The sequence below is a fragment of the Yersinia vastinensis genome, from assembly GCF_902726565.1.
Taxonomy (GTDB): Bacteria; Pseudomonadota; Gammaproteobacteria; order Enterobacterales; family Enterobacteriaceae; genus Yersinia; species Yersinia vastinensis.
In genome coordinates, this window is the sequence record NZ_CACVAF010000007.1 from 66827 (window position 1) to 86857 (window position 20031).

The following is a 20031-nucleotide window of genomic DNA, read 5'->3' on the forward strand; positions in this document are numbered from 1 at the left end:
TTGATACGCGAAATTAATCACGTATTGAGCGCCTCTCTGGCTGAATCGATTTATCAATTATGCAACACAACAAAAAATGTCATCACCGAATGCTGATTGAAGACATAACGCAAAGAGAGCATTATTCTTAGAAGTAGCAGTTTCGATTTTTGGCCTGAACTCAGGTTATATCGGAAATTGTCTTTGTGACTAACCTGCCGTTGAGGCAAAGTCATGCGCGAGTTGAAAGATGTCGTAATACGCGCACCAATACAGGCTAAAGTTTAGTTTTTACACTAAACTTTAGCTCCACAACATAAATCCAATAAGTTGGGGAAATACAATGTTCCAGCAAGAAGTTACTATTACTGCACCAAACGGTCTGCATACCCGCCCTGCTGCCCAGTTCGTAAAAGAAGCAAAAGGCTTTGCGTCTGAAATTACCGTGACCTCTAACGGTAAAAGCGCCAGCGCCAAGAGCCTGTTCAAACTACAAACTCTGGGCCTGACCCAAGGTACTGTTGTTACGATCTCTGCTGAAGGCGAAGATGAGAAGAAAGCTGTTGAGCATCTGGTAAAACTGATGGCAGAGCTTGAGTAATCACGCGCGCTTTTTGAGTTAACACCAGTCAAGAGTAAGGTAGGGTTATGATTTCAGGCATTTTAGTATCACCGGGTATTGCTTTTGGTAAAGCACTTTTGCTGAAAGAAGATGAGATTGTCATCAACCGGAAAAAGATCTCTGCTGACCAAGTGGAGCAGGAAGTCGAGCGTTTCAAAACTGGGCGTGCCAAAGCGGCTGAACAGTTGGAAGCGATTAAGACCAAAGCTGGCATAAGCCTAGGCGAAGAGAAAGCTGCCATCTTCGAAGGGCATATCATGCTGTTGGAAGACGAAGAGCTTGAGCAGGAAATCATAGCCCTCATCAAAGATGAGCATGCCACTGCTGATGCAGCCGCTTATTCAGTCATTGAAGGGCAAGCAAAAGCCTTGGAAGAGCTGGATGACGAATACCTGAAAGAACGTGCAGCTGACGTACGTGATATCGGTAAACGCTTGCTGAAGAATATTCTCGGTCTGACCATTGTCGATTTAAGCGCAATTCAGGATGAAGTGATTCTGGTTGCCACCGATCTGACGCCGTCAGAAACCGCACAGCTTAATCTGGATAAAGTATTAGGGTTCATCACCGATTTGGGTGGCCGAACTTCCCACACCTCCATTATGGCGCGTTCCTTGGAGTTGCCGGCGATTGTCGGAACAACTGATGTGACCAAACAAGTCAAGAATGGCGACTATTTGATCCTGGACGCGGTAAACAACAAAGTTTATTTAAATCCAACTGCAGATGTGATTGAGCAGTTGAAAGCGGTAAATACTCAGTACATCACTGAGAAAAATGATCTGGCCAAACTGAAAGACCTGCCCGCTATCACCCTTGATGGCCATCAGGTTGAAGTCGTTGCCAACATCGGTACTGTGCGTGATATCGCCGGTGCAGAGCGTAATGGCGCTGAAGGCGTGGGTCTATACCGTACAGAATTCCTGTTCATGGACCGCGACTCACTGCCGACTGAAGAAGAGCAGTTCCAGGCTTATAAAGCCGTTGCGGAAGCCATGGGCTCTCAGGCAGTTATCGTCCGCACTATGGATATCGGCGGCGATAAAGATCTGCCGTACATGAACTTGCCGAAAGAAGAAAACCCATTCTTGGGTTGGCGCGCAATCCGTATTGCTATGGATCGCAAAGAAATTCTGCACGCACAATTGCGCGCAATCTTGCGCGCATCTGCGTTTGGTAAATTGCGTATCATGTTCCCGATGATCATTTCGGTTGAAGAAGTGCGCGAACTGAAAGCAGAACTTGAACTGCTGAAGAGCCAGTTACGTGAAGAAAACAAGGCCTTTGATGAAACTATCGAGGTCGGTGTTATGGTGGAAACACCAGCGGCGGCGGTCATCGCTCGCCATCTGGCTAAAGAAGTTGACTTCTTTAGTATTGGGACAAACGATCTAACTCAGTATACTCTGGCAGTAGATCGTGGCAATGAGCTGATTTCTCATCTCTATAATCCAATGTCGCCATCGGTATTGGGCCTGATCAAACAGGTTATTGATGCATCTCACGCTGAAGGTAAGTGGACCGGTATGTGCGGTGAACTTGCTGGCGATGAACGTGCTACACTGTTGCTATTGGGCATGGGGCTGGATGAGTTCAGCATGAGTGCAATTTCGATCCCACGCATCAAGAAAATTATCCGTAATACGAATTTCGAAGATGTGAAGGTGTTGGCGGAGCAGGCATTAGCTCAACCAACAGCGAAGGAATTGATGGATTTGGTTACCACATTCATCGAAGAAAAAACGCTCTGCTAATTCCACGATACTGGAACGCTGCCCAATATAAATACTTAGGAGAAGATCATGGGTTTGTTCGATAAACTGAAATCATTGGTTTCAGATGATAAAAAAGACAGTGGCACGATTGAGATTGTTGCTCCGCTGTCTGGCGAGATCGTTAACATCGAAGATGTTCCTGATGTTGTATTTGCAGAGAAAATCGTTGGTGATGGGATTGCCATCAAGCCTTCAGGCAACAAAATGGTTGCTCCTGTTGACGGCACCATTGGTAAAATTTTCGAGACTAACCATGCTTTTTCTATCGAATCAGACAGCGGCATTGAGCTGTTCGTCCACTTCGGTATTGATACTGTTGAACTGAAAGGCGAAGGCTTTAAGCGTATCGCTGAAGAAGGCCAGCGCGTCAAGAAAGGTGATGTGGTTATTGAGTTCAATCTGGCCCTGCTGGAAGAGAAAGCCAAGTCTACACTGACTCCGGTTGTTATCTCTAACATGGACGAGATTAAAGAGCTGATTAAGTTGTCTGGTAGTGTCACCGTGGGTGAGACACCAATTATTCGTATCAAAAAGTAATTTTATGCGAATGAAAAACGGCGCCTAAGGGCGCCGTTTTTGTTGACGATGAATATGGAGGTTAATCTGTCGTTATCCATCGTGGCACTCGCAGTGTAATCACCAACCCCCCCTGATCGCCATTTCTTGCGTCAACCTGCCCACCATGTGCCAAAATCACTTTCCGTGTAATTGCCAGCCCCAGCCCATAACCTTTACCAGACATTGCCGACTTGACGCGCACGAATGGGTCAAAAATACTGGAAAGTTTGCTCTCTTCAACACCCGGTCCTTGGTCAGAAACCTGAATCTGATAACTCTTATCACTTTGCGTCAGTGCCACTATGACTTGTTGACCATGGGCAGAAAAACGCAGCGCATTGCGAACAATATTATCAATCGCCCGCCGCATTAGCTCGGCATTCCCTTTAACGGTATAGCCTATTTGTGGTGTGACCTGTAGTAGGATTTCGACTCCCGGCACTTGTGCTTCGTAGCGAGCATCGTTAACCACGACTTTCACTAACTCGTGCAAATCGAAATACTCGTCATCATCAGAAATATCATGGTTTTCAGCACGAGAAAGCGCTAATAACTCACCAATCATCTTATCCAGCCGTTCCGACTCATGCTCAATACGCTGCAATGAGTTCTCAACATTAACGGGATTTTGGCGTGCCAATCCAATGGCTAATTGCAATCGCGCCAATGGTGAACGTAGTTCATGGGAAACATCATGCAGTAATTGTTCACGAGCACTGACTAATGCCTCCAGACGTTCAGCCATTGAGTCAAAATCTCGCGCCACTTCAGTAAGCTCATCATGACGGCGTCGCATAACAGGCAACAGCCGCACTGATAAATCGCCCTGTGCCACTCGCTCAAAACCGGCCCGAAGCTGGCGCATTGGCCGTGTTAGATTCCAAGCCAACAATGCGCTAAAGAACAGCCCCCCCAGCACCCCCATCCAGATCATGGGGATCGGAATGTTCAGAATTTCGCGGCGACTTTCCCCCTCCTGCCGATTGACCTCACGCAAACCATCGATATCGTAACTGATACGATAATTCTGACCATCAGGGCCTTTGACCCATTCCGTGACTTCTCTGCTGTAAAATTCAGGCTCCCGACCTTCAGGCGGTCGCGCGTTATTCAAGGGTTTTTCTGCAACAGGTGGTATCTCGGTGGCCGGCAACACCGAAAAGTGGTTTTTATCGGCCTCAGGCCAGTTTGCAATCATGGTATTTAATGCAGGAAGGCCACCAGACTGAAGTATCGAGGCCGCTGATGCGACTTGTAATTTAGCAATCTGACGAACCATCTCGCGTTCAGGAGGTTCGTGGCGATTACCGTAAAAGGAGAACACCACCCAGAGCATCTGAGTCATTAAAATAAAGGTAAGCCAAAATCCTAATAGGATTTTCCAAAATAACCTTCCGCGCATAGCCTATCTGCTCCACCAATCGCGATTATCTGATGCGATAGCCAATACTACGTACCGTTTCAATGTTTAACGTATTCCCCGGTAACGCCGCGAGTTTCTGTCTAATATTGCTAATGTGCACATCGACACTGCGATCATAGGCTTCACGTGGTCGCCCTAGCCCTTTATCTGATAACTCATCTTTGGTGACGACACGATCGGGTGAACGCAACAGCAATTCCAGCAAATTAAACTCTGAGGCAGTTAGGTCAAATGGCTTACCCTGCCATTCACTGCTTCGGGTTGATGGATTGAGCGTTAAGTCACCCTGAGTAATGACACTGTCATCGGTTGATGACAAATCTGGATGCTCATCAAAGCGGCGTAATACCGCGCGCAGGCGTGCTACTAATTCACGTGGGTAGCACGGCTTTGGCATATAGTCATCCGCCCCCATTTCAAGGCCAATAACCCGGTCAATATTGTCACCTTTGGCCGTCAGCATAATAATTGGCAAACGGCTTTTTTTGCGCACTTGTCGCAAAACATCAATACCACTCATATCAGGCAACATAATGTCGAGGATCAAGGCGGTATACTCCCCGGACAAGGCGCCTTCAATGCCCGCTTTGCCGGTTAATACCAATTCGGCGTTAAACCCCTCGCCACTTAGGTATTCCCTCAACATAGTGCCCAGTTCAACATCATCATCGACTAACAAAATTTTCATGTTTTAACTCTCCTGCCTGATTTCGGCTATTTTCATGCCTATTTAACTCGCGCGCAGCCAGTTTTACTCAATCCTTACATATTCTTGAGTTTCACTTAACTCACACTTTTTGGGTCTTAGCGGTAAATTATCCCCCTGCATTTAGCTTCACCATTCTCTTCATCGTGGTTCAAGGATCTTTGATTGATTATGCAACAGGTTACAGGGTCGAAACGACGCCTTATCTGGCTGGCTACCGTGCTACTGATTGCCGGTGGTGTACTGCTGTTTATAATGATGTCACCCACAGATAAACCCCGGTTTATTACCGCACCCGCAGAAATCCGCACACTGGAACAAACTGTACTGGCTGATGGAACGATTAAGGCAAGAAAACAAGTCACGGTGGGTGCTCAGGTATCAGGGCAAATTAAAGCTCTTCATGTCACCCTAGGACAACAGGTAGAAAAAGGCCAGTTAGTTGCTGAAATTGATGACCTTACTCAGCAAAATGCCCTGAAGGATGCACAAGAGGCTCTGAAAAATGTGCTGGCGCAACGCGCAGCAAAAGTGGCTGCACAGAAAAATAATCAACTGACCTACCAGCGGCAACAGCAAATTCTGGCGAAAGGCCTCGGTGTTCGTGCTGATTTTGACAGCGCGAAAGCAACATTAGACAGCACCCAAGCTGAAATTAATGCGCTGGACGCACAAATTGCGCAGGCCGAAATCGCCGTCAGTACCGCCAAGCTCAATCTAGGCTATACCAAAATCAGCGCCCCCATTGCCGGGACTGTGGTCGCCATTCCTGTCGAAGAGGGGCAAACCGTCAATGCGGTGCAAAGCGCCCCAACCATTATCAAAGTGGCACAACTCGATACCATGACTGTCGAGGCACAAATTTCCGAAGCGGACGTGGTCAAAGTTAAAGCAGGCATGCCGGTTTACTTCACCATTTTAGGGGAGCCGGAAGAGCGATTCAGCGCGACATTGCGAGCCATCGAACCGGCACCGGACTCAATTAATGATGAAACCACCACCACCTCATCATCAAGTAGCAGCTCCAGTTCTTCGACTACCACCGCTATTTACTATAACGGTTTGTTTGATGTCGCCAATCCGAATGGTGCATTACGTATTTCAATGACCGCGCAGGTATATATCGTGCTACAAAAAGCCGAGAACGCCATTGTTATCCCCGCAACAGCGCTGGAAAACGACAATGGGCACTACCGGGTACAAGTGGTGGATGATGGGGGCAAGATCAGTGTCCGTGAGGTGACGGTTGGGCTAAACAACAATGTTGATGCTCAGATACTCTCCGGCCTGCAAGCTGGGGAACAAGTGATTGTCAGTCAGGCAAGTGCCAACACCTCCAACAGTAAGGCCCAGCGTATGGGGCCACCGATGGGGATGTAACAGATGCCAAATCGCAATCAAGGCAAGATTTTACTGCAACTCGATAACGTCAGCCGTTGGTTTATTACCGGGGAAAAAACCACGGGTGAAACCAGAGTTCAGGTACTGAAAAATATCAATCTGACCATTCACCACGGTGAAATGGTAGCGATTGTCGGGGCATCAGGCTCCGGCAAATCCACATTGATGAATATTCTTGGTTGTCTGGATAAGCCGAGTTCAGGCGAATATCTGGTGGCCGGGCGCATTCCTTTGCATTTGGACCCAGATGCATTAGCTGAATTACGTCGCGAGCATTTTGGTTTTATTTTTCAGCGCTACCATTTGCTCAATGATTTAAATGCGCAGGAGAATGTTGAAATTCCAGCAGTATATGCCGGTGTCGAACGTGAAGAGCGCCGCCGCCGAGCAGCCAGCCTACTGTCGCGCCTTGGGTTGGCTGAACGAATGGATTATCGCCCAAGTCAGCTTTCTGGCGGTCAGCAGCAACGGGTCAGTATTGCCAGAGCACTGATGAATGGCGGGGAAGTTATTCTGGCCGATGAACCCACCGGCGCACTCGATACGCACAGTGGGGTTGAAGTCTTAAACATTCTCAAAGAGTTACACCGGCAAGGGCATACGGTGGTCATTGTCACGCATGATATGTCAATTGCAGAACATGCTCAGCGAATTATTGAACTCAGAGATGGCGAGATTATCGCTGACCGGCAAATGCTGCATGCCGAGTCCTCAGAGCGACCACAGAACCGCGGTGATGTTGAGCAACCTCCTGATACAACGAGTAAAACGCCACTCACCCCATGGAAAGCCCAACGCGACCGGCTACAAGAGGCATTCAAGATGGCGGTGCTGGCAATGTCAGCGCAGCGTCTACGCACTCTGCTGACCATGTTGGGGATTATTATTGGTATTGCCTCCGTGGTTTCTGTCGTGGCTCTGGGTAAAGGGTCGCAACAACAAGTTCTGGCAAATATCAACGCAATGGGTACCAGTACATTGGAGATTTTCCCCGGTAAGGATTTTGGTGATATGCGCTCTGCGGCAATTCACACTCTGCGTGCCACCGATGCTGACGCACTGGCACAGCAGGGTTACATTCACAGCGTGACGCCGACGGTGTCTACCAGTACCACTTTGCGTTACGGCAATAAATCGGTCAGTGGCACGGTGAATGGTGTCGGTGAACAATATTTTGTCGTGCGGGGTTATAACATCGCCCAAGGCATGGCCTTTAACCGCACCAGCGTCAATAACTTGATGCAAGAGGTCGTTATCGATGAGAACACCCGCGACAAGCTATTTCCCAATGGTGAAAACCCTATTGGCAAAGTTATCTTACTTGGCTCTCTGCCTTGTCGGGTGATTGGTGTCGCGGCCAAAAAACAGAGTGGCTTTGGCAGCGATGAAAATCTCAATGTGTGGATCCCATACACCACCGCAATGAAGCGCATGCTTGGGCAATCTTATTTGAAAAGTATCACTGTGCGAGTGAACGATGATATCGATCTGGCCAATGCCGAGCAGGGTGTGACCAAGCTACTGACTCAGCGCCATGGAACACAGGATTTTTTCGTTATGAACACCGACAGTATTCGTCAAACTATTGAGAAAACGACATCAACCATGACATTGTTGGTATCGATGATCGCGGTTATCTCATTGGTGGTCGGTGGTATTGGAGTGATGAATATCATGCTGGTTTCCGTCACCGAGCGCACCAAAGAGATTGGTGTTCGAATGGCGGTCGGCGCGCGAGCCAGCGATATTATGCAGCAATTTTTAATTGAAGCCGTGCTGGTGTGTCTGTTAGGCGGTAGCCTTGGTGTGGTGTTATCTCTGGGGATCGGCCTGTTATTTAGCCAATTCAGCACTAACTTCTCGATGATTTACTCCGCGACATCCATTATTACCGCGTTTGTTTGTTCCAGTTTGATTGGTGTGATTTTTGGTTTTTTCCCTGCCAAGCGGGCAGCAGAAATGGATCCGATCAGAGCATTAGAGCGGGAGTAGAATCAGTTATTCGATTAGCTAATATTCAATTTGCTCGCTTCGCCGCTACATGGCGTCAAAAGAGTCGGGCCGCTAGACGGCGGCCCACCACTGGCGGCCGTGTTTCTATCCAAAAACCCCAGTCGATAAATAGCGATCTCCGCGATCACAAATTATTGCTACGATAACCGCATCTGGGTTTTCGGCGGCGATACGTAGTGCTCCAGCCACCGCCCCCCCAGAACTGACACCACAAAAGATCCCCTCCTCCGTGGCTAGGCGGCGCATGGTCTGTTCGGCGTCATCCTGGCTGATATCTAACACCTGATCCACCCACTCAGGGCGAAAAATTCCCGGCATATATTCTGGTGACCAGCGGCGAATCCCTGGAATACTGCTACCTTCAGCCGGTTGCAGACCAATAATAGTGACCTGCGGATTTTGACTTTTCAGATATTGGCTAACGCCGGTAATCGTGCCGGTGGTGCCCATACTGGAGACAAAATGGCTTACTTTTCCTGCAGTTTGCTGCCAAATTTCCGGCCCAGTGCCAGTAAAATGTGCATACGGATTATCTGTATTATTAAACTGATCCAGCACCTTGCCTTGCCCATCGGCTTGCATCATTAATGCCAGATCCCGCGCACCTTCCATACCTTGCTCGCGGCTGACTAAAATTAACTCTGCACCGTAGGCACGCATGGCCGTTTGACGCTCCAGACTCATATTTTCCGGCATCAGCAATTTCAGCCGATATCCTTTCATCGCGGCAATCATCGCCAGCGCAATACCGGTATTCCCACTGGTTGCCTCAATCAACACATCACCCGGTGCAATCTCGCCACGCAGTTCGGCCTGTTGAATCATGGCAAAAGCCGCACGGTCTTTCACCGAGCCTGCCGGATTGTTACCTTCCAATTTGACCCAAATCTGGGCATTCAGCCCTTGGTTCAAGCGTTGCAGTTTTACGAGGGGGGTATTGCCGATGCATTGTTCAAGGGTTGTCACGTTGATTACCTATTAAATACCCCTCCTCCTTGAAGTCGCAGCGGTGTTCGCTGCTCTCACGAACCTGAATCACTTATTTAAATAAGTGATTCAGGATTCGCTCATTAGCTGCCTGGCGGCCACTCCAATGACTTTGGGTATGATTCTGTGTCTACAAAAAAGAAGAAAAACTTATCAGGCGCTTTGGGCTAAAGCAATGGGTTGTAATAATTGATCGCCTGAATATAAGCGAGCATTTAATCCACCGACGTAATAGCGATTGCCGCGTACAGGAGCATCAATATTGCCCTCTGGCAGGACGACACTGATAGGGTCCTGATGCCAACCAATTGGTTGTACAGTCAATTGCCAGAAGTGACCACGCGGGCTAACTTCAAGCACCTGCACTGGCAGTGGGCAGCGATCACTTGATTTTGTGCTGACTTCCATCTCCCATGGACGCAGGAATAAATCGACACTGCCTTGGTGCATTGGTGCAAGATCCAACGGCCAATGGTGGGCACCAATAAACAGTTGTGAACCGCGAATTTCACCGCTCAGGCGGTTAACCTCACCGAGGAATTCCAGCACAAAGCGGGTCGCGGGGTCACGCCACACTTCATCTGGCGTTCCGACCTGTTCGATATTGCCCTGACTCATCACCACCACACGGTCAGCCACTTCCATCGCCTCTTCCTGATCGTGGGTCACAAAAACGCTGGTGAATTTCAATTCTTCATGCAATTGGCGTAACCAGCGGCGCAGCTCTTTACGCACCTGTGCATCCAGCGCACCGAAAGGCTCATCCAGCAGCAAGATTTGCGGTTCAACGGCCAATGCGCGTGCCAAAGCTACGCGCTGTTTCTGACCACCAGAAAGTTGAGAAGGATAACGATTTGCAAGATGACCTAATTGCACCATCTCCAACAATTGTTCCACTTTCTGCTTAATAGCCGCAGCATTGGGACGCTCGCGGCGCGGTAACACGGTTAAGCCAAAGGCGATGTTATCGAACACGGTCATATGGCGGAACAGCGCATAATGCTGGAAAACGAAACCCACGCGCCGATCACGGGCATGCAGCCGGCTGACGTCAGTGCCGTGGAAGCTTAAACGCCCGGCATTTTGATTCTCTAGCCCGGCAATAATGCGCAATAGCGTGGTTTTCCCCGAACCGGAAGGACCAAGCAAAGCCACCATCTGACCAGAAGGAATATCCAGAGAGATGTCGTTCAGCACTTTGGTGCGACCAAAATACTTGCTGATATTATCAATCTCAATGCTCATGCTTTTGCTCCTGTTCAAGACGAACAACTTGGCGCGCTAAACGCCATTGCAGGCCACTTTTCAGAAAAAGGGTCACGATTGCCATCAGCGTCAATAACGCCGCGGCAGTGAATGCCCCGGCAGTATTGTAATCCTGATGCAACAACTCAACTTGCAGTGGCAAGGTGTATGTCTCGCCACGAATAGAACCCGAAACCACCGATACTGCACCAAACTCACCGATAGCACGGGCATTGGTCAGCACGACACCGTATAGAAGTGCCCAGCGAATATTGGGTAACGTCACGCGGCGAAACATCTGCCAGCCTGAAGCTCCGAGCAATACCGCCGCTTCATCCTCTTGGCTACCCTGACTCATCATCACAGGCACCAGTTCACGTACCACAAATGGGCAGGTCACAAAAATAGTGACCAGCACCATGCCGGGCCACGAGAACATTAATTGGATATCGTGAGAATCCAGCCAACCTCCGACGATGCCGTTTGAACCGTAAAACAGCAGATACATCAAACCGGCCACCACGGGTGAAACCGCAAACGGGATATCAATTAACGTCATTAATAACTGGCGACCGGGGAAAACAAATCGGGTCACCAACCAAGCCAGTACCACCCCAAACACCAGATTGACCGGCACGGTAATCAGCGCCACCAACACCGTCAACCAGATGGCATGCAGCATATCGGGGTCAGTTAAATTCTGAACCACCACCTCATACCCTTTCGAGAATGCAGTGATAAAGATCCACACCATCGGGATCACTAACAGCAAAAACGAGAACAACGCACCAATCGCAATGAGTGTCCATTTGCCCCAGTTAATCGGCGGGCGGGCCACACCATTAAACTCCGTGATATCCGCCATCAGTGCCCACCTATCCGCCGACCAAAACGGCTTTGTAACGTGTTAATACCAAACAGCAGCACCAGTGAAACCGCCAGAATGACGGAAGCGATGGCACTGGCTGCCGGGTAATCAAATTCTTGTAAACGGATGAAAATCATCAGCGAGGTGACTTCCGTCTTCCACGCGATGTTGCCAGCAATAAAGATAACGGCGCCAAACTCCCCCAGACTGCGGGTAAAAGATAACGCGGTTCCAGCTAACAGTGCCGGAGCCAGTTCTGGCATCACAACCAGACGGAAACTCTGCCAGCGGCTAGCGCCCAAAGTCTCTGCAGCTTCTTCATATTCCGGCCCCAATTCTTCTAACACTGGCTGTACCGTGCGCACCACAAATGGCAAGCTGGTAAAGGCCATGGCGACGGCAATCCCAAGCCAGGTAAAGGAAACTTTGATACCAAACTCGTTTAACCAAGCCCCATACCAGCCGGTGGTAGAAAACAGGGTTGCCAATGTCAGCCCCGCCACTGCAGTAGGCAGAGCGAACGGCAAATCCATCAAACCATCCAACACACTGCGACCAGGGAATTGGTAGCGAGTCAGGATCCAAGCCATCAACATGCCAAATACCGCATTAAAGACACTCGCCACACCTGCCGCCAGCAAGGTCACTTTATAAGCCGCCACAACCTGAGGGTTGGTAATAACTTCCCAGTATTGCGCCCAACTCATTTGGGCGACCTGCATGACTAATGCGCTGAGGGGTAATAACAAGATCAGGCAAGTGTAAAGCAGGCTGCTCCCGAGACTGAGGGTAAATCCGGGCAGAACCCGTTTACTGGATGCCGACAACATTACTGATGCCCTTTCGCTAACAACTTATCCAACTCACCGCCGGTGACGAAATGGGTGTTCATCACTTGTGGCCAGCTACCAAATTGCTCTTCAACACGGAATAATTTGGTTTCTGGGAATTGGGATTTCGCCGCTTCCATTGCCGCTTTGTCATAAACGCGGTAATTAAAACTGGTGATAACCTGCTGTGCCGCGGGGCTATAAAGGTAAGTTAGGTAAGCTTTGGCTGCTTTTTCCGTGCCATTCTTCTCTACATTCTTATCTACCCACGCGACAGGAAATTCCGCCAGAATATCGACCGGTGGGACAATCACTTCATATTTGTCGCTACCATATTCTTTACGGATGTTATTCACTTCAGACTCGAAACTGATCAGCACGTCACCTAAGCCATGCTCAACAAACGTGGTCGTTGCCCCACGACCGCCGGTATCAAAGACCACTACATTTTTCAGGAAACGTTGCATCCAATCGCGGGTTTTGGCCTCATCCTTGCCATTGGCTTGCTGAGTCGCCCCCCAAGCTGCCAGATAGGTATAACGGCCATTACCTGAGGTTTTAGGATTTGGGAAAACCAATTTGACGTCTTCACGCACTAAATCATCCCAGTTATGAATATTCTTGGGATTGTCTTTACGCACCAGAAAAGCCATCGTGGAGTAGAATGGCGAGCTATTATTCGGCAGGCGGGCTTGCCAATCGGCCGGAATCAAATTGCCACGATCATGCAGAATTTGCACATCCGTCACTTGGTTGTAAGTCACTACATCGGCTTTCAGACCTTGTAAGATAGCTAGCGCCTGCTTAGAAGAACCAGCATGAGACTGTTTAATGGTCAGTTTGTCACCGGGATTTTGTTGTTCCCATTGCTGCTGGAAACCCGGATTCAATGCGGTGAATAATTCGCGGGAGACATCATAAGAGCTGTTAAGCAACTCAGTGGCGCAGGCGGTTGCACTGGTGAAAATTAACGCGCTTAATAAGGCGGCACGAGTTAATCCGTTACGTGGACTTTTCTTCACTGAGTTCTGTTTCATTCTGCACCTTATTCACTGAGTTCATTCACCAAGCATTTATCATTGATTACGAATGATGAGCTTTAATATCTTCAGTGTATTTATAACTAGGCGCATACCTATAACGGTTTTATATACCGTTTAGTGATGTTCAAGTATCAAATGCTCTAAGCCAGTCACAACGCTGGTCGCCAGCCTCTCTAATTTGCTGGCCTTCGCCCATGAAAAAGCCCAGCCAACCTGCACTGGGCATAAAAATGAATTATTTTATTTCTGCACGACAACCGCGGCGGTATTTGGACCAATAGCACCACTGAATGGCTTGCCGTCGATAGCATCTACCATCCGTAAGCCCGACGGACGAATCCAGCGCTGCACACGGGATGGCATGTCAAAACCAATCAGCAGAATAACCACAAATGTCAGACTGAATGAGAGTGAACCCAGTGCGGTTCCGAGACTGAGGTGTTGAGCAATCGATGCCCCCATAATCGGTGCCAATGCTCCGCCCAATGCACCGACGTTATAGGTAAAGCCCAGGCCCGCAGCACGTTGTTCAGTATCAAAGTAGCCCCCAAGCAGTTTTGGCAACAACCCCGCAATCCCCTGCCCCAGCATCTGTTGCAGGAACAATAATCCCCCCAAGAACAAGATGCTGCTGCCCTGAATCGCAAACAGTGGGATTATCAGCAATTGTGAAATCAGCAAACTGGTCACATAAGCCTTACGAGTGCCTAGCCAATCGCCTAGGAAGCCCCCCACACAGCAGCCTACTGCCGCCCCAAAACCACTGAAGAACAACACATTGCCCACAGTGTGTGGGTCATAGCCCAAATCCATTTTCAGGTAAGTTGGCAATAATGCCTGAATCGGCCATGAATAGAGGAAGGCGCAAAATACCACCACCATCAGCATCACACCGGTTGGCCAGCGCTCACCACTGGTTTGAATCATAAAGTAGATAAATATCGCGGCACAAACAATGCCGAGAATCACCACCAGCGGTGTCGATACCATGCCAGTGAAACAGGCATAGAGTGCGGCGGCGGCAAAGATTGTCAGGGCAATATTCAGGTAGCTCAAATGGCTGCGATACAGAATATCCACCATATTGCGGTCTTTCGTCTGCTTCGATTGCTGTTGTTTACTTTGGGCTTTTTCCCAATCCTCGGCTTCTGGCAGATTTTTACGTAACCACAATGCAAAGATAATTGGCAGTAATCCAATGTAGAACAACATACGCCAGCCAAATGCTGGAACCACGTAGCTATAAGCCTGAGCCGCTAATACCGCGCCGATAGAAAAACCAGAAATCAAAAAACCGCTGGCTTTGTTGCGCATATTTTTAGGCCAGCTTTCCATCACGTAGGTGGAACTGGAGCCATACTCCCCGGCCATCCCGATACCAATAATCAGACGGGCGATGAACAGAGTGGTGTAACCCGGAGCTAAACCGCAGGCCAACGTACCGAAGGAAAACAGCACAATACTGGTGATCATCGCCAACTTACGGCCATAACGGTCACCCATGGCCCCAAGCACCAACCCACCAAACCAGCGTGAAATGAAGGCCGCTGAAATCAGGCTGGTCGCTTCAATCAGCGTCAGACCGAACTCTTGTTTAATATCTGTCAGAACCAGAGTAATAAGAACAAAATCAAAACCGTCCAGGGCATAACCGATCCAGGCGGCAATAAATGCCTTCCATTGCGCAGGCGTCAGTTGCTTATACCAACGCAATGGTTTGTCTCCACGAGATTGTACTGAAGTGCTCATATCGTCGCTCTCTCTCCACCACCAGCTAAGTTCACTGGCGGAAACTGTTTTCCTCGCGGCAGGGTTAACCCTAGCAACTGATTGTTTAACAACATTTAATCTGTCACTGCCAGACGGTTCTCGCCACATTTATATTTATGTGGTTTTACTCCAAACTAAATATAACAAAGGAGTAAAACTCCATTTGAGTGTATAAGATCAGCCCGCTATTTCAATCACAATGTGTCTAAAACGTGACAAAGATGGCGAAATGCTGAGGAGAATGAGACTGACAACAGGATGAAGAGGTGTTTACCACTGCGGGCGGAATATCTCCGCCACTGTGGCTAGGTATTGCAGCAGGAAATGTATTACCGGTCATCCATTTTGGCTAACCGCTTGCGTCGTTTTACGCTTAATGCTCTCAGCCTGCGCCGGATCCGCTTTCACCAACAAGGCGTAGATCAGATCCAAAACAAACAATTGTGCGATCTTGGTACCAATGGAATCCCCCTGCAACTGGCCCTGACGGTTGCCGTTAATCAACACATAATCCGCCAGTTCAGTTATGGTGGAACCCATATTGTGCGTCAATGCGACCGTGGTCGCCCCTGCCTGCTTGGCCAATTTTAATGCATGTACCGTTTCAGCCGAAGTACCTGAATGACTGATACCAATTGCGACATCACCGGGACGCATCAATGATGCCTGCATATACATAAAATGGTTATTTGTTGCGGCATCAACTCGCAATCCAATACGCATCAATTTGCCTTTAGCATCTTCTGCGGTGATACCTGATGAACCGACACCAAAAATACAGATACGATCGGCTGGGCGCAGTAACTTGACCACCTGCTCGACACTCTCGATAGAAAGCAAATTGAGCGTCTCTGACAGCACATTATTAATTGCCGATTGCAATTTACTGCCAATTGCCAGCGTATCATCGCCCTCTTGCACATCCGCATCTAACAGACTGTTTTCGCTGTTATGCCGGGTAGCAACTTCAATGGCTAAATCCATCTTGAAGTCCTGAAAGCCTTTATAGCCCAGTGTCCGGCAGAAACGAATAATCGTGGCTTCTCCGGCTTGTGTCAGCGAGGAAAGGTCGGCAATAGAAAGCTGGGTAACATTGGCCGGTTCCGCCAAAATATAAGCGGCAATGCGCTGTGCTGAACGGGTCAGGCTATTTTGCATTGCACCCAAGGCATCAAGGATTTTACCTGGCTTAAAACGGGGAGCACCAGTTTTCACGCGGACACCTCAAGTGAAAGAGAATGGATGGATTGAGGACAGTGGTTCTGGGGCGCATCATTACATAATTGGCCCAGTTCGTGAAGAAAAATGGCAGTGTGATGCGGGGTGAGATCAATAAAAAAACCCCGGGGGGCCGGGGAAGATGTCAAAGATAACGTGCGTTATTATTATATCAAAATCATAAACCTAGCCGGCGCTATAGCAAACTTTTGTGGACTTTTACTACCACCTTCTTGATAGAACCGGAGCCAGTAATCAAGCACCCTGGCTTATGCGGTTCACCCGGTAAAAATACCGCAAACATTCCCGGCAGCATACGTAACTGACTTTTATCTGGAATATCAGCAATCAGTTGGTAGTCATCATCGGCGTGATAAGGTTCAACATGCTCGGTCGGCGTCAGTGTTGAATATTCAATCCCTTCAATGCCACTTATCAATAACTGAACATCAGCATAGGTGCGGTGCATCTCTGCTTTCTTATTTTCAGCCGGCTGAGTATCGAACTCCATCACATTCATGAATAGCAGCTCGCCGTCGATTTCATGACGCCCACAACTTAACGCCGACAGGGGTTGCTCGGCCAAATAAGCTAAAACCCATTGAAGACGTTCAGGTAATACACTAAAAAATGCTGTTTGTGTTAATGATCCGTTGATCATAGCGATCCTCTTATTTTACTTATAATGATAGAGCACCCAGTTATTGGCGGCAGCGTTGGCTGCCACGTCAATGACCCAAGGTATGTCTGGCCCACAATGCCGCACCTAATAACCCGCTATCTTGACGATGATGGGCTGACTGCATTGGCACGCGATAAATTTCTGGCAGAATTTTCTGTGCGCCAATGACTCGCTCTAGATACCCCACAGCCAAACCAACACTGCCCCCCAGAATCACCACTTCCAGATCTAACGCCATTTTCATGTCTGCCAGCATCTGAGCAATCGCCGTCGCAGAGCGATTAATAATATTTTCTGCCTGAATATTGCCAAGCTGTGCCATTTCAAACACTCTGGCGGCGGCAACGGGCTGCTTCCAACCTAAGGTTTCTGCGGCAATCGCCGTGCCGGAAGACACACTTTCGACACACCCCCGACGGCCACAACCACACAGTAAACCGTGGGGGTCAGACAGTGTGTGGCCAATGTGCCCAGCCAACCCACGGTGACCCACCAGCAACTTTTTATTCAAAACAATGCCGCCGCCCACGCCGGTAGATACGGTCACAAACATCATATTGTCGTAATCATCGCTGAGCGCCTGATATTCAGCCCAAGCAGCGGCCTGCCCATCGTTGAGCAACACACAAGGCAATTGTGCAATTGACTGGATGCAGTCTTGTAATGGGAAATCAGCCAACCCGCCTAAATTCGCCGGATTCAGGGCCGTCAGCCGCCCATCATTGATAATGCCCGTTGATGCAACAGCAATAAAATCAACCAGATGTCGATAAGGTGCTATCAAGGTTTCCAGTGCTACTGCCAATTGTTCAGCTCCACCGCGCGGTGTTGCCATTTGCTGACGGCCAATCAACATGCCGCTTTCAGTAACCACCGCGGCCGCAATTTTTGTTCCACCGATATCCAATGCCAACACTTTTCCCATCTGGCGTGACCCTCTTGCACCTGTAATAAATGTAATGATGATGACGAAATGACTATGGCAACTTTTCGCCTTAAACTCCATTGTTATTTTTGCATTGGAGTAAAACTCCCAAATAAATTTAACTGGCCCCCTCCTACCGCCTCAAACCGAAGGGGATAACTCACATTTTGGCGTTCTTAGCATTGCGCCGTACAAATAAAAGATCTAACATAATGGAGTAAAACTTCATTTAAAATTAAAGATCGGAGCTAAAAACCGTGAGCAACCTGACTGCGAGTGATAAAACGATGAGTAACACAAGTAATCTCCGCCACAAGCTCCAGAATGGACTTATCGCCTCTTGTCAGCCCGTCCCTGGCAGTGCTATGGATACACCTGAAATCGTGGCAGCAATGGCAAAGGCAGCACTCGATGGCGGCGCGGTTGGCCTGCGTGTTGAAGGGATTCGCAATATCGAAGCGGTGCGTCGGGTGACCGATGCGCCAATCATCGGCATCATTAAACGCGACCTGCCTGATTCTGAAGTCAGAATTACACCTTGGCTAGAAGATGTAGACGCGCTCAGTGCCGCCGGTGCCAATATTATTGCTTTTGATGCCACTTGCCGCCCTCGTCCGGTTTCAGTTGAAGCCTTATATCAGCGGGTTCGAGCCACAGGCTGCCTGACGATGGCTGATGCCTCCAACATTGAAGATGGTCTGGCCGCATATCGGCTTGGCATCGATTTTATTGGCACGACCCTGTCGGGCTATACCCAAATCACAGTGCCCACTGAGCCGGATCTGGCGCTGGTTAAACAATTATCCCAAGCGGGCTGCCGAGTGATTGCCGAGGGCCGTTATAATTCACCAGCATTGGCCGCAGCGGCTATCTCTGCGGGCGCTTATGCGGTGACTGTCGGATCCGCCATTACCCGAATTGAACACATTTGCGGTTGGTTCTGTGATGCTATTGCAGAACAAACAACGTCAGAACAGATGACTGAAGAACCGGAAACCGCAAAACTGACCGAATACTGATTGCTATCGTACTCAAACTATTGTGACCACCAGGGTCATCTCTCTGATTGATTAAGGACGCGTATGAAAAAGTTAACTGGTTTGATTGCTGCTCCGCACACTCCCTTTGATGAATTGGGTGAAGTTAATTATCCCGTCATCGACCAAATTGCAGAGCATCTGGTCAATGACGGCGTAGAAGGCGTCTATGTTTGCGGTACCACCGGCGAGGGTATTCATTGCTCGGTTGAAGAACGCAAAAAAATTGCAGAACGCTGGGTAAAAGCAGCCCAAGGTAAATTGAGCATTACCTTACATACTGGTGCACTGAGCATCAAAGATGCCGTTGACCTGTCGCGTCATGCTGAAACACTGGATATTTTCGCCACCTCAGCCATCGGCCCTTGCTTCTTTAAGCCGGGTAATCTGGATGATTTAATTGCCTATTGTCAGGCTATCGCGGCTGCGGCTCCATCGAAAGGTTTCTATTACTATCATTCCGGGATGTCTGGTGTGAATTTGGATATGGAACAATTCCTGATTAAAGCAGAATCGAAGATCCCAAATCTGTCAGGAATTAAGTTCAATAATGCGGATTTGTATGAATTCCAACGCTGCCTGCGGGTCAGTGGTGGTAAATTTGATATCCCATTCGGGGTGGATGAACATTTACCGGGCGGGTTGGCAGTCGGTGCCATTGGGGCGGTCGGTAGCACATATAATTATGCTGCCCCACTGTTCCAAAAAATTATTGCGGACTTCAACGCAGGTAATCAAGCCGCCGTTCAGCGCAGTATGGATCAGGTTATCGCGCTTATCCGTGTACTGGTTGAGTTTGGTGGGGTGGCAGCCGGTAAGGCAGCGATGCAATTACACGGTATTGATGCCGGTAACCCGCGTTTACCACTGCGTGCGCTGACCAAAGAACAAAAGCAAACGGTGGTAAACAGAATGCGTGATGCCATCTATCCGGCTTAAAATAAATTAA

The 20031-nt window shown here is 48.8% G+C and carries 18 protein-coding genes; 7 read left to right on the forward strand and 11 right to left on the reverse strand.

The genetic code is table 11. The features are described 5' to 3' along the window. Positions 1–322 precede the first annotated feature (322 nt). Genes ptsH through crr form a run of 3 tightly spaced genes read left to right on the forward strand, consistent with a single transcriptional unit; the run spans position 323 to position 2913 of the window. A complete protein-coding gene (gene ptsH / locus HUZ92_RS12155; RefSeq protein ID WP_004712628.1) occupies positions 323–580 on the forward strand; it encodes a phosphocarrier protein Hpr in 258 nt (85 codons plus the stop codon). 47 nt (positions 581–627) lie between these two features. Beyond that, positions 628–2355: a phosphoenolpyruvate-protein phosphotransferase PtsI gene (gene ptsI, locus HUZ92_RS12160; protein ID WP_050101827.1), complete on the forward strand. Its 1728-nt coding sequence runs from the start codon at positions 628–630 to the stop codon at positions 2353–2355. A gap of 48 nt (positions 2356–2403) precedes the next feature. Continuing rightward, positions 2404–2913: a PTS glucose transporter subunit IIA gene (gene crr / locus HUZ92_RS12165; RefSeq protein WP_004392561.1), complete on the forward strand. Its 510-nt coding sequence runs from the start codon at positions 2404–2406 to the stop codon at positions 2911–2913. Positions 2914–2974: 61 nt separating this feature from the next. Here crr and HUZ92_RS12170 read toward each other — a convergent pair whose 3' ends face one another. After that, positions 2975–4336 carry an ATP-binding protein gene (locus HUZ92_RS12170; protein WP_145579797.1) on the reverse strand — a complete coding sequence of 454 codons (1362 nt, stop codon included), beginning with the start codon at positions 4334–4336 and terminating at the stop codon, positions 2975–2977. 25 nt (positions 4337–4361) lie between these two features. Further along, entirely contained in the window at positions 4362–5045 is a 684-nt protein-coding gene (locus HUZ92_RS12175; RefSeq protein WP_050101824.1) for a response regulator transcription factor, read from the reverse strand. A 189-nt stretch (positions 5046–5234) separates the two neighbouring features. Here HUZ92_RS12175 and HUZ92_RS12180 point away from each other — a divergent pair, with 189 nt between their 5' ends. Further along, positions 5235–6443, forward strand: coding sequence for an efflux RND transporter periplasmic adaptor subunit (locus HUZ92_RS12180; protein WP_145579798.1), 1209 nt, complete (start codon positions 5235–5237; stop codon positions 6441–6443). A 3-nt stretch (positions 6444–6446) separates the two neighbouring features. Continuing rightward, the gene (locus HUZ92_RS12185) at positions 6447–8456 is read left to right on the forward strand and encodes a MacB family efflux pump subunit (RefSeq protein WP_050101820.1); all 2010 of its coding nucleotides are present in this window, start codon (positions 6447–6449) and stop codon (positions 8454–8456) included. Between the two features lie 105 nt (positions 8457–8561). Here the strand turns inward: HUZ92_RS12185 and cysM are convergent, their stop codons facing one another. The 9 genes from cysM to HUZ92_RS12230 form a co-directional block, all read right to left on the reverse strand. Then, complete coding sequence (cysM, locus tag HUZ92_RS12190) at positions 8562–9443, reverse strand: cysteine synthase CysM (RefSeq protein WP_145579799.1); 882 nt, start codon at positions 9441–9443, stop codon at positions 8562–8564. A 174-nt stretch (positions 9444–9617) separates the two neighbouring features. Beyond that, entirely contained in the window at positions 9618–10709 is a 1092-nt protein-coding gene (cysA, locus tag HUZ92_RS12195; protein ID WP_145579800.1) for a sulfate/thiosulfate ABC transporter ATP-binding protein CysA, read from the reverse strand. After that, complete coding sequence (gene cysW / locus HUZ92_RS12200; protein WP_050101815.1) at positions 10699–11574, reverse strand: sulfate/thiosulfate ABC transporter permease CysW; 876 nt, start codon at positions 11572–11574, stop codon at positions 10699–10701. Before cysW ends, cysA begins: the two co-directional genes overlap by 11 nt. Further along, a complete protein-coding gene (gene cysT, locus HUZ92_RS12205; RefSeq protein ID WP_050083455.1) occupies positions 11574–12407 on the reverse strand; it encodes a sulfate/thiosulfate ABC transporter permease CysT in 834 nt (277 codons plus the stop codon). Before cysT ends, cysW begins: the two co-directional genes overlap by 1 nt. Further along, positions 12407–13444, reverse strand: a complete 1038-nt coding sequence (locus HUZ92_RS12210) for a sulfate ABC transporter substrate-binding protein (RefSeq protein WP_145579801.1) — start codon at positions 13442–13444, stop codon at positions 12407–12409. The genes cysT and HUZ92_RS12210 overlap by 1 nt, the downstream gene beginning before the upstream one ends. Before the next feature lie 246 nt (positions 13445–13690). Further along, positions 13691–15199: an MFS transporter gene (locus HUZ92_RS12215; RefSeq protein WP_050101811.1), complete on the reverse strand. Its 1509-nt coding sequence runs from the start codon at positions 15197–15199 to the stop codon at positions 13691–13693. Positions 15200–15556: 357 nt separating this feature from the next. Continuing rightward, positions 15557–16378, reverse strand: a complete 822-nt coding sequence (locus HUZ92_RS12220; protein WP_457853268.1) for a MurR/RpiR family transcriptional regulator — start codon at positions 16376–16378, stop codon at positions 15557–15559. 256 nt (positions 16379–16634) lie between these two features. Continuing rightward, positions 16635–17099: an N-acetylneuraminate anomerase gene (nanQ, locus tag HUZ92_RS12225; protein WP_145579802.1), complete on the reverse strand. Its 465-nt coding sequence runs from the start codon at positions 17097–17099 to the stop codon at positions 16635–16637. A gap of 67 nt (positions 17100–17166) precedes the next feature. Beyond that, positions 17167–18045, reverse strand: coding sequence for an N-acetylmannosamine kinase (locus HUZ92_RS12230; protein WP_050295784.1), 879 nt, complete (start codon positions 18043–18045; stop codon positions 17167–17169). A 287-nt stretch (positions 18046–18332) separates the two neighbouring features. On the opposite strand from HUZ92_RS12230, the gene HUZ92_RS12235 reads away from it, so the two are divergent. Both HUZ92_RS12235 and HUZ92_RS12240 read left to right on the forward strand, forming a co-directional pair. Beyond that, positions 18333–19064 carry an N-acetylmannosamine-6-phosphate 2-epimerase gene (locus tag HUZ92_RS12235; protein WP_128451399.1) on the forward strand — a complete coding sequence of 244 codons (732 nt, stop codon included), beginning with the start codon at positions 18333–18335 and terminating at the stop codon, positions 19062–19064. A gap of 63 nt (positions 19065–19127) precedes the next feature. Then, on the forward strand, positions 19128–20021 hold the full coding sequence (locus tag HUZ92_RS12240; RefSeq protein ID WP_050101804.1) for a dihydrodipicolinate synthase family protein: 894 nt from the start codon (positions 19128–19130) through the stop codon (positions 20019–20021). Positions 20022–20031: the final 10 nt, after the last annotated feature.

What these genes read in the sequence shown, in the direction of transcription:
- ptsH (WP_004712628.1), top strand. Translation starts at nt 323, where the DNA reads ATGTTCCAGCAAGAAGTTACTATTACTGCACCAAACGGTCTGCATACC.
- cysT (WP_050083455.1), bottom strand. Translation starts at nt 12,407, where the DNA reads ATGTTGTCGGCATCCAGTAAACGGGTTCTGCCCGGATTTACCCTCAGT.
- HUZ92_RS12180 (WP_145579798.1), top strand. Translation starts at nt 5,235, where the DNA reads ATGCAACAGGTTACAGGGTCGAAACGACGCCTTATCTGGCTGGCTACC.
- cysW (WP_050101815.1), bottom strand. Translation starts at nt 11,574, where the DNA reads ATGGCGGATATCACGGAGTTTAATGGTGTGGCCCGCCCGCCGATTAAC.
- HUZ92_RS12185 (WP_050101820.1), top strand. Translation starts at nt 6,447, where the DNA reads ATGCCAAATCGCAATCAAGGCAAGATTTTACTGCAACTCGATAACGTC.
- HUZ92_RS12230 (WP_050295784.1), bottom strand. Translation starts at nt 18,045, where the DNA reads ATGGGAAAAGTGTTGGCATTGGATATCGGTGGAACAAAAATTGCGGCC.
- HUZ92_RS12175 (WP_050101824.1), bottom strand. Translation starts at nt 5,045, where the DNA reads ATGAAAATTTTGTTAGTCGATGATGATGTTGAACTGGGCACTATGTTG.
- HUZ92_RS12215 (WP_050101811.1), bottom strand. Translation starts at nt 15,199, where the DNA reads ATGAGCACTTCAGTACAATCTCGTGGAGACAAACCATTGCGTTGGTAT.
- crr (WP_004392561.1), top strand. Translation starts at nt 2,404, where the DNA reads ATGGGTTTGTTCGATAAACTGAAATCATTGGTTTCAGATGATAAAAAA.
- HUZ92_RS12210 (WP_145579801.1), bottom strand. Translation starts at nt 13,444, where the DNA reads ATGAAACAGAACTCAGTGAAGAAAAGTCCACGTAACGGATTAACTCGT.
- cysA (WP_145579800.1), bottom strand. Translation starts at nt 10,709, where the DNA reads ATGAGCATTGAGATTGATAATATCAGCAAGTATTTTGGTCGCACCAAA.
- HUZ92_RS12235 (WP_128451399.1), top strand. Translation starts at nt 18,333, where the DNA reads ATGAGTAACACAAGTAATCTCCGCCACAAGCTCCAGAATGGACTTATC.
- nanQ (WP_145579802.1), bottom strand. Translation starts at nt 17,099, where the DNA reads ATGATCAACGGATCATTAACACAAACAGCATTTTTTAGTGTATTACCT.
- HUZ92_RS12170 (WP_145579797.1), bottom strand. Translation starts at nt 4,336, where the DNA reads ATGCGCGGAAGGTTATTTTGGAAAATCCTATTAGGATTTTGGCTTACC.
- HUZ92_RS12240 (WP_050101804.1), top strand. Translation starts at nt 19,128, where the DNA reads ATGAAAAAGTTAACTGGTTTGATTGCTGCTCCGCACACTCCCTTTGAT.
- ptsI (WP_050101827.1), top strand. Translation starts at nt 628, where the DNA reads ATGATTTCAGGCATTTTAGTATCACCGGGTATTGCTTTTGGTAAAGCA.
- HUZ92_RS12220 (WP_457853268.1), bottom strand. Translation starts at nt 16,378, where the DNA reads ATGCAAAATAGCCTGACCCGTTCAGCACAGCGCATTGCCGCTTATATT.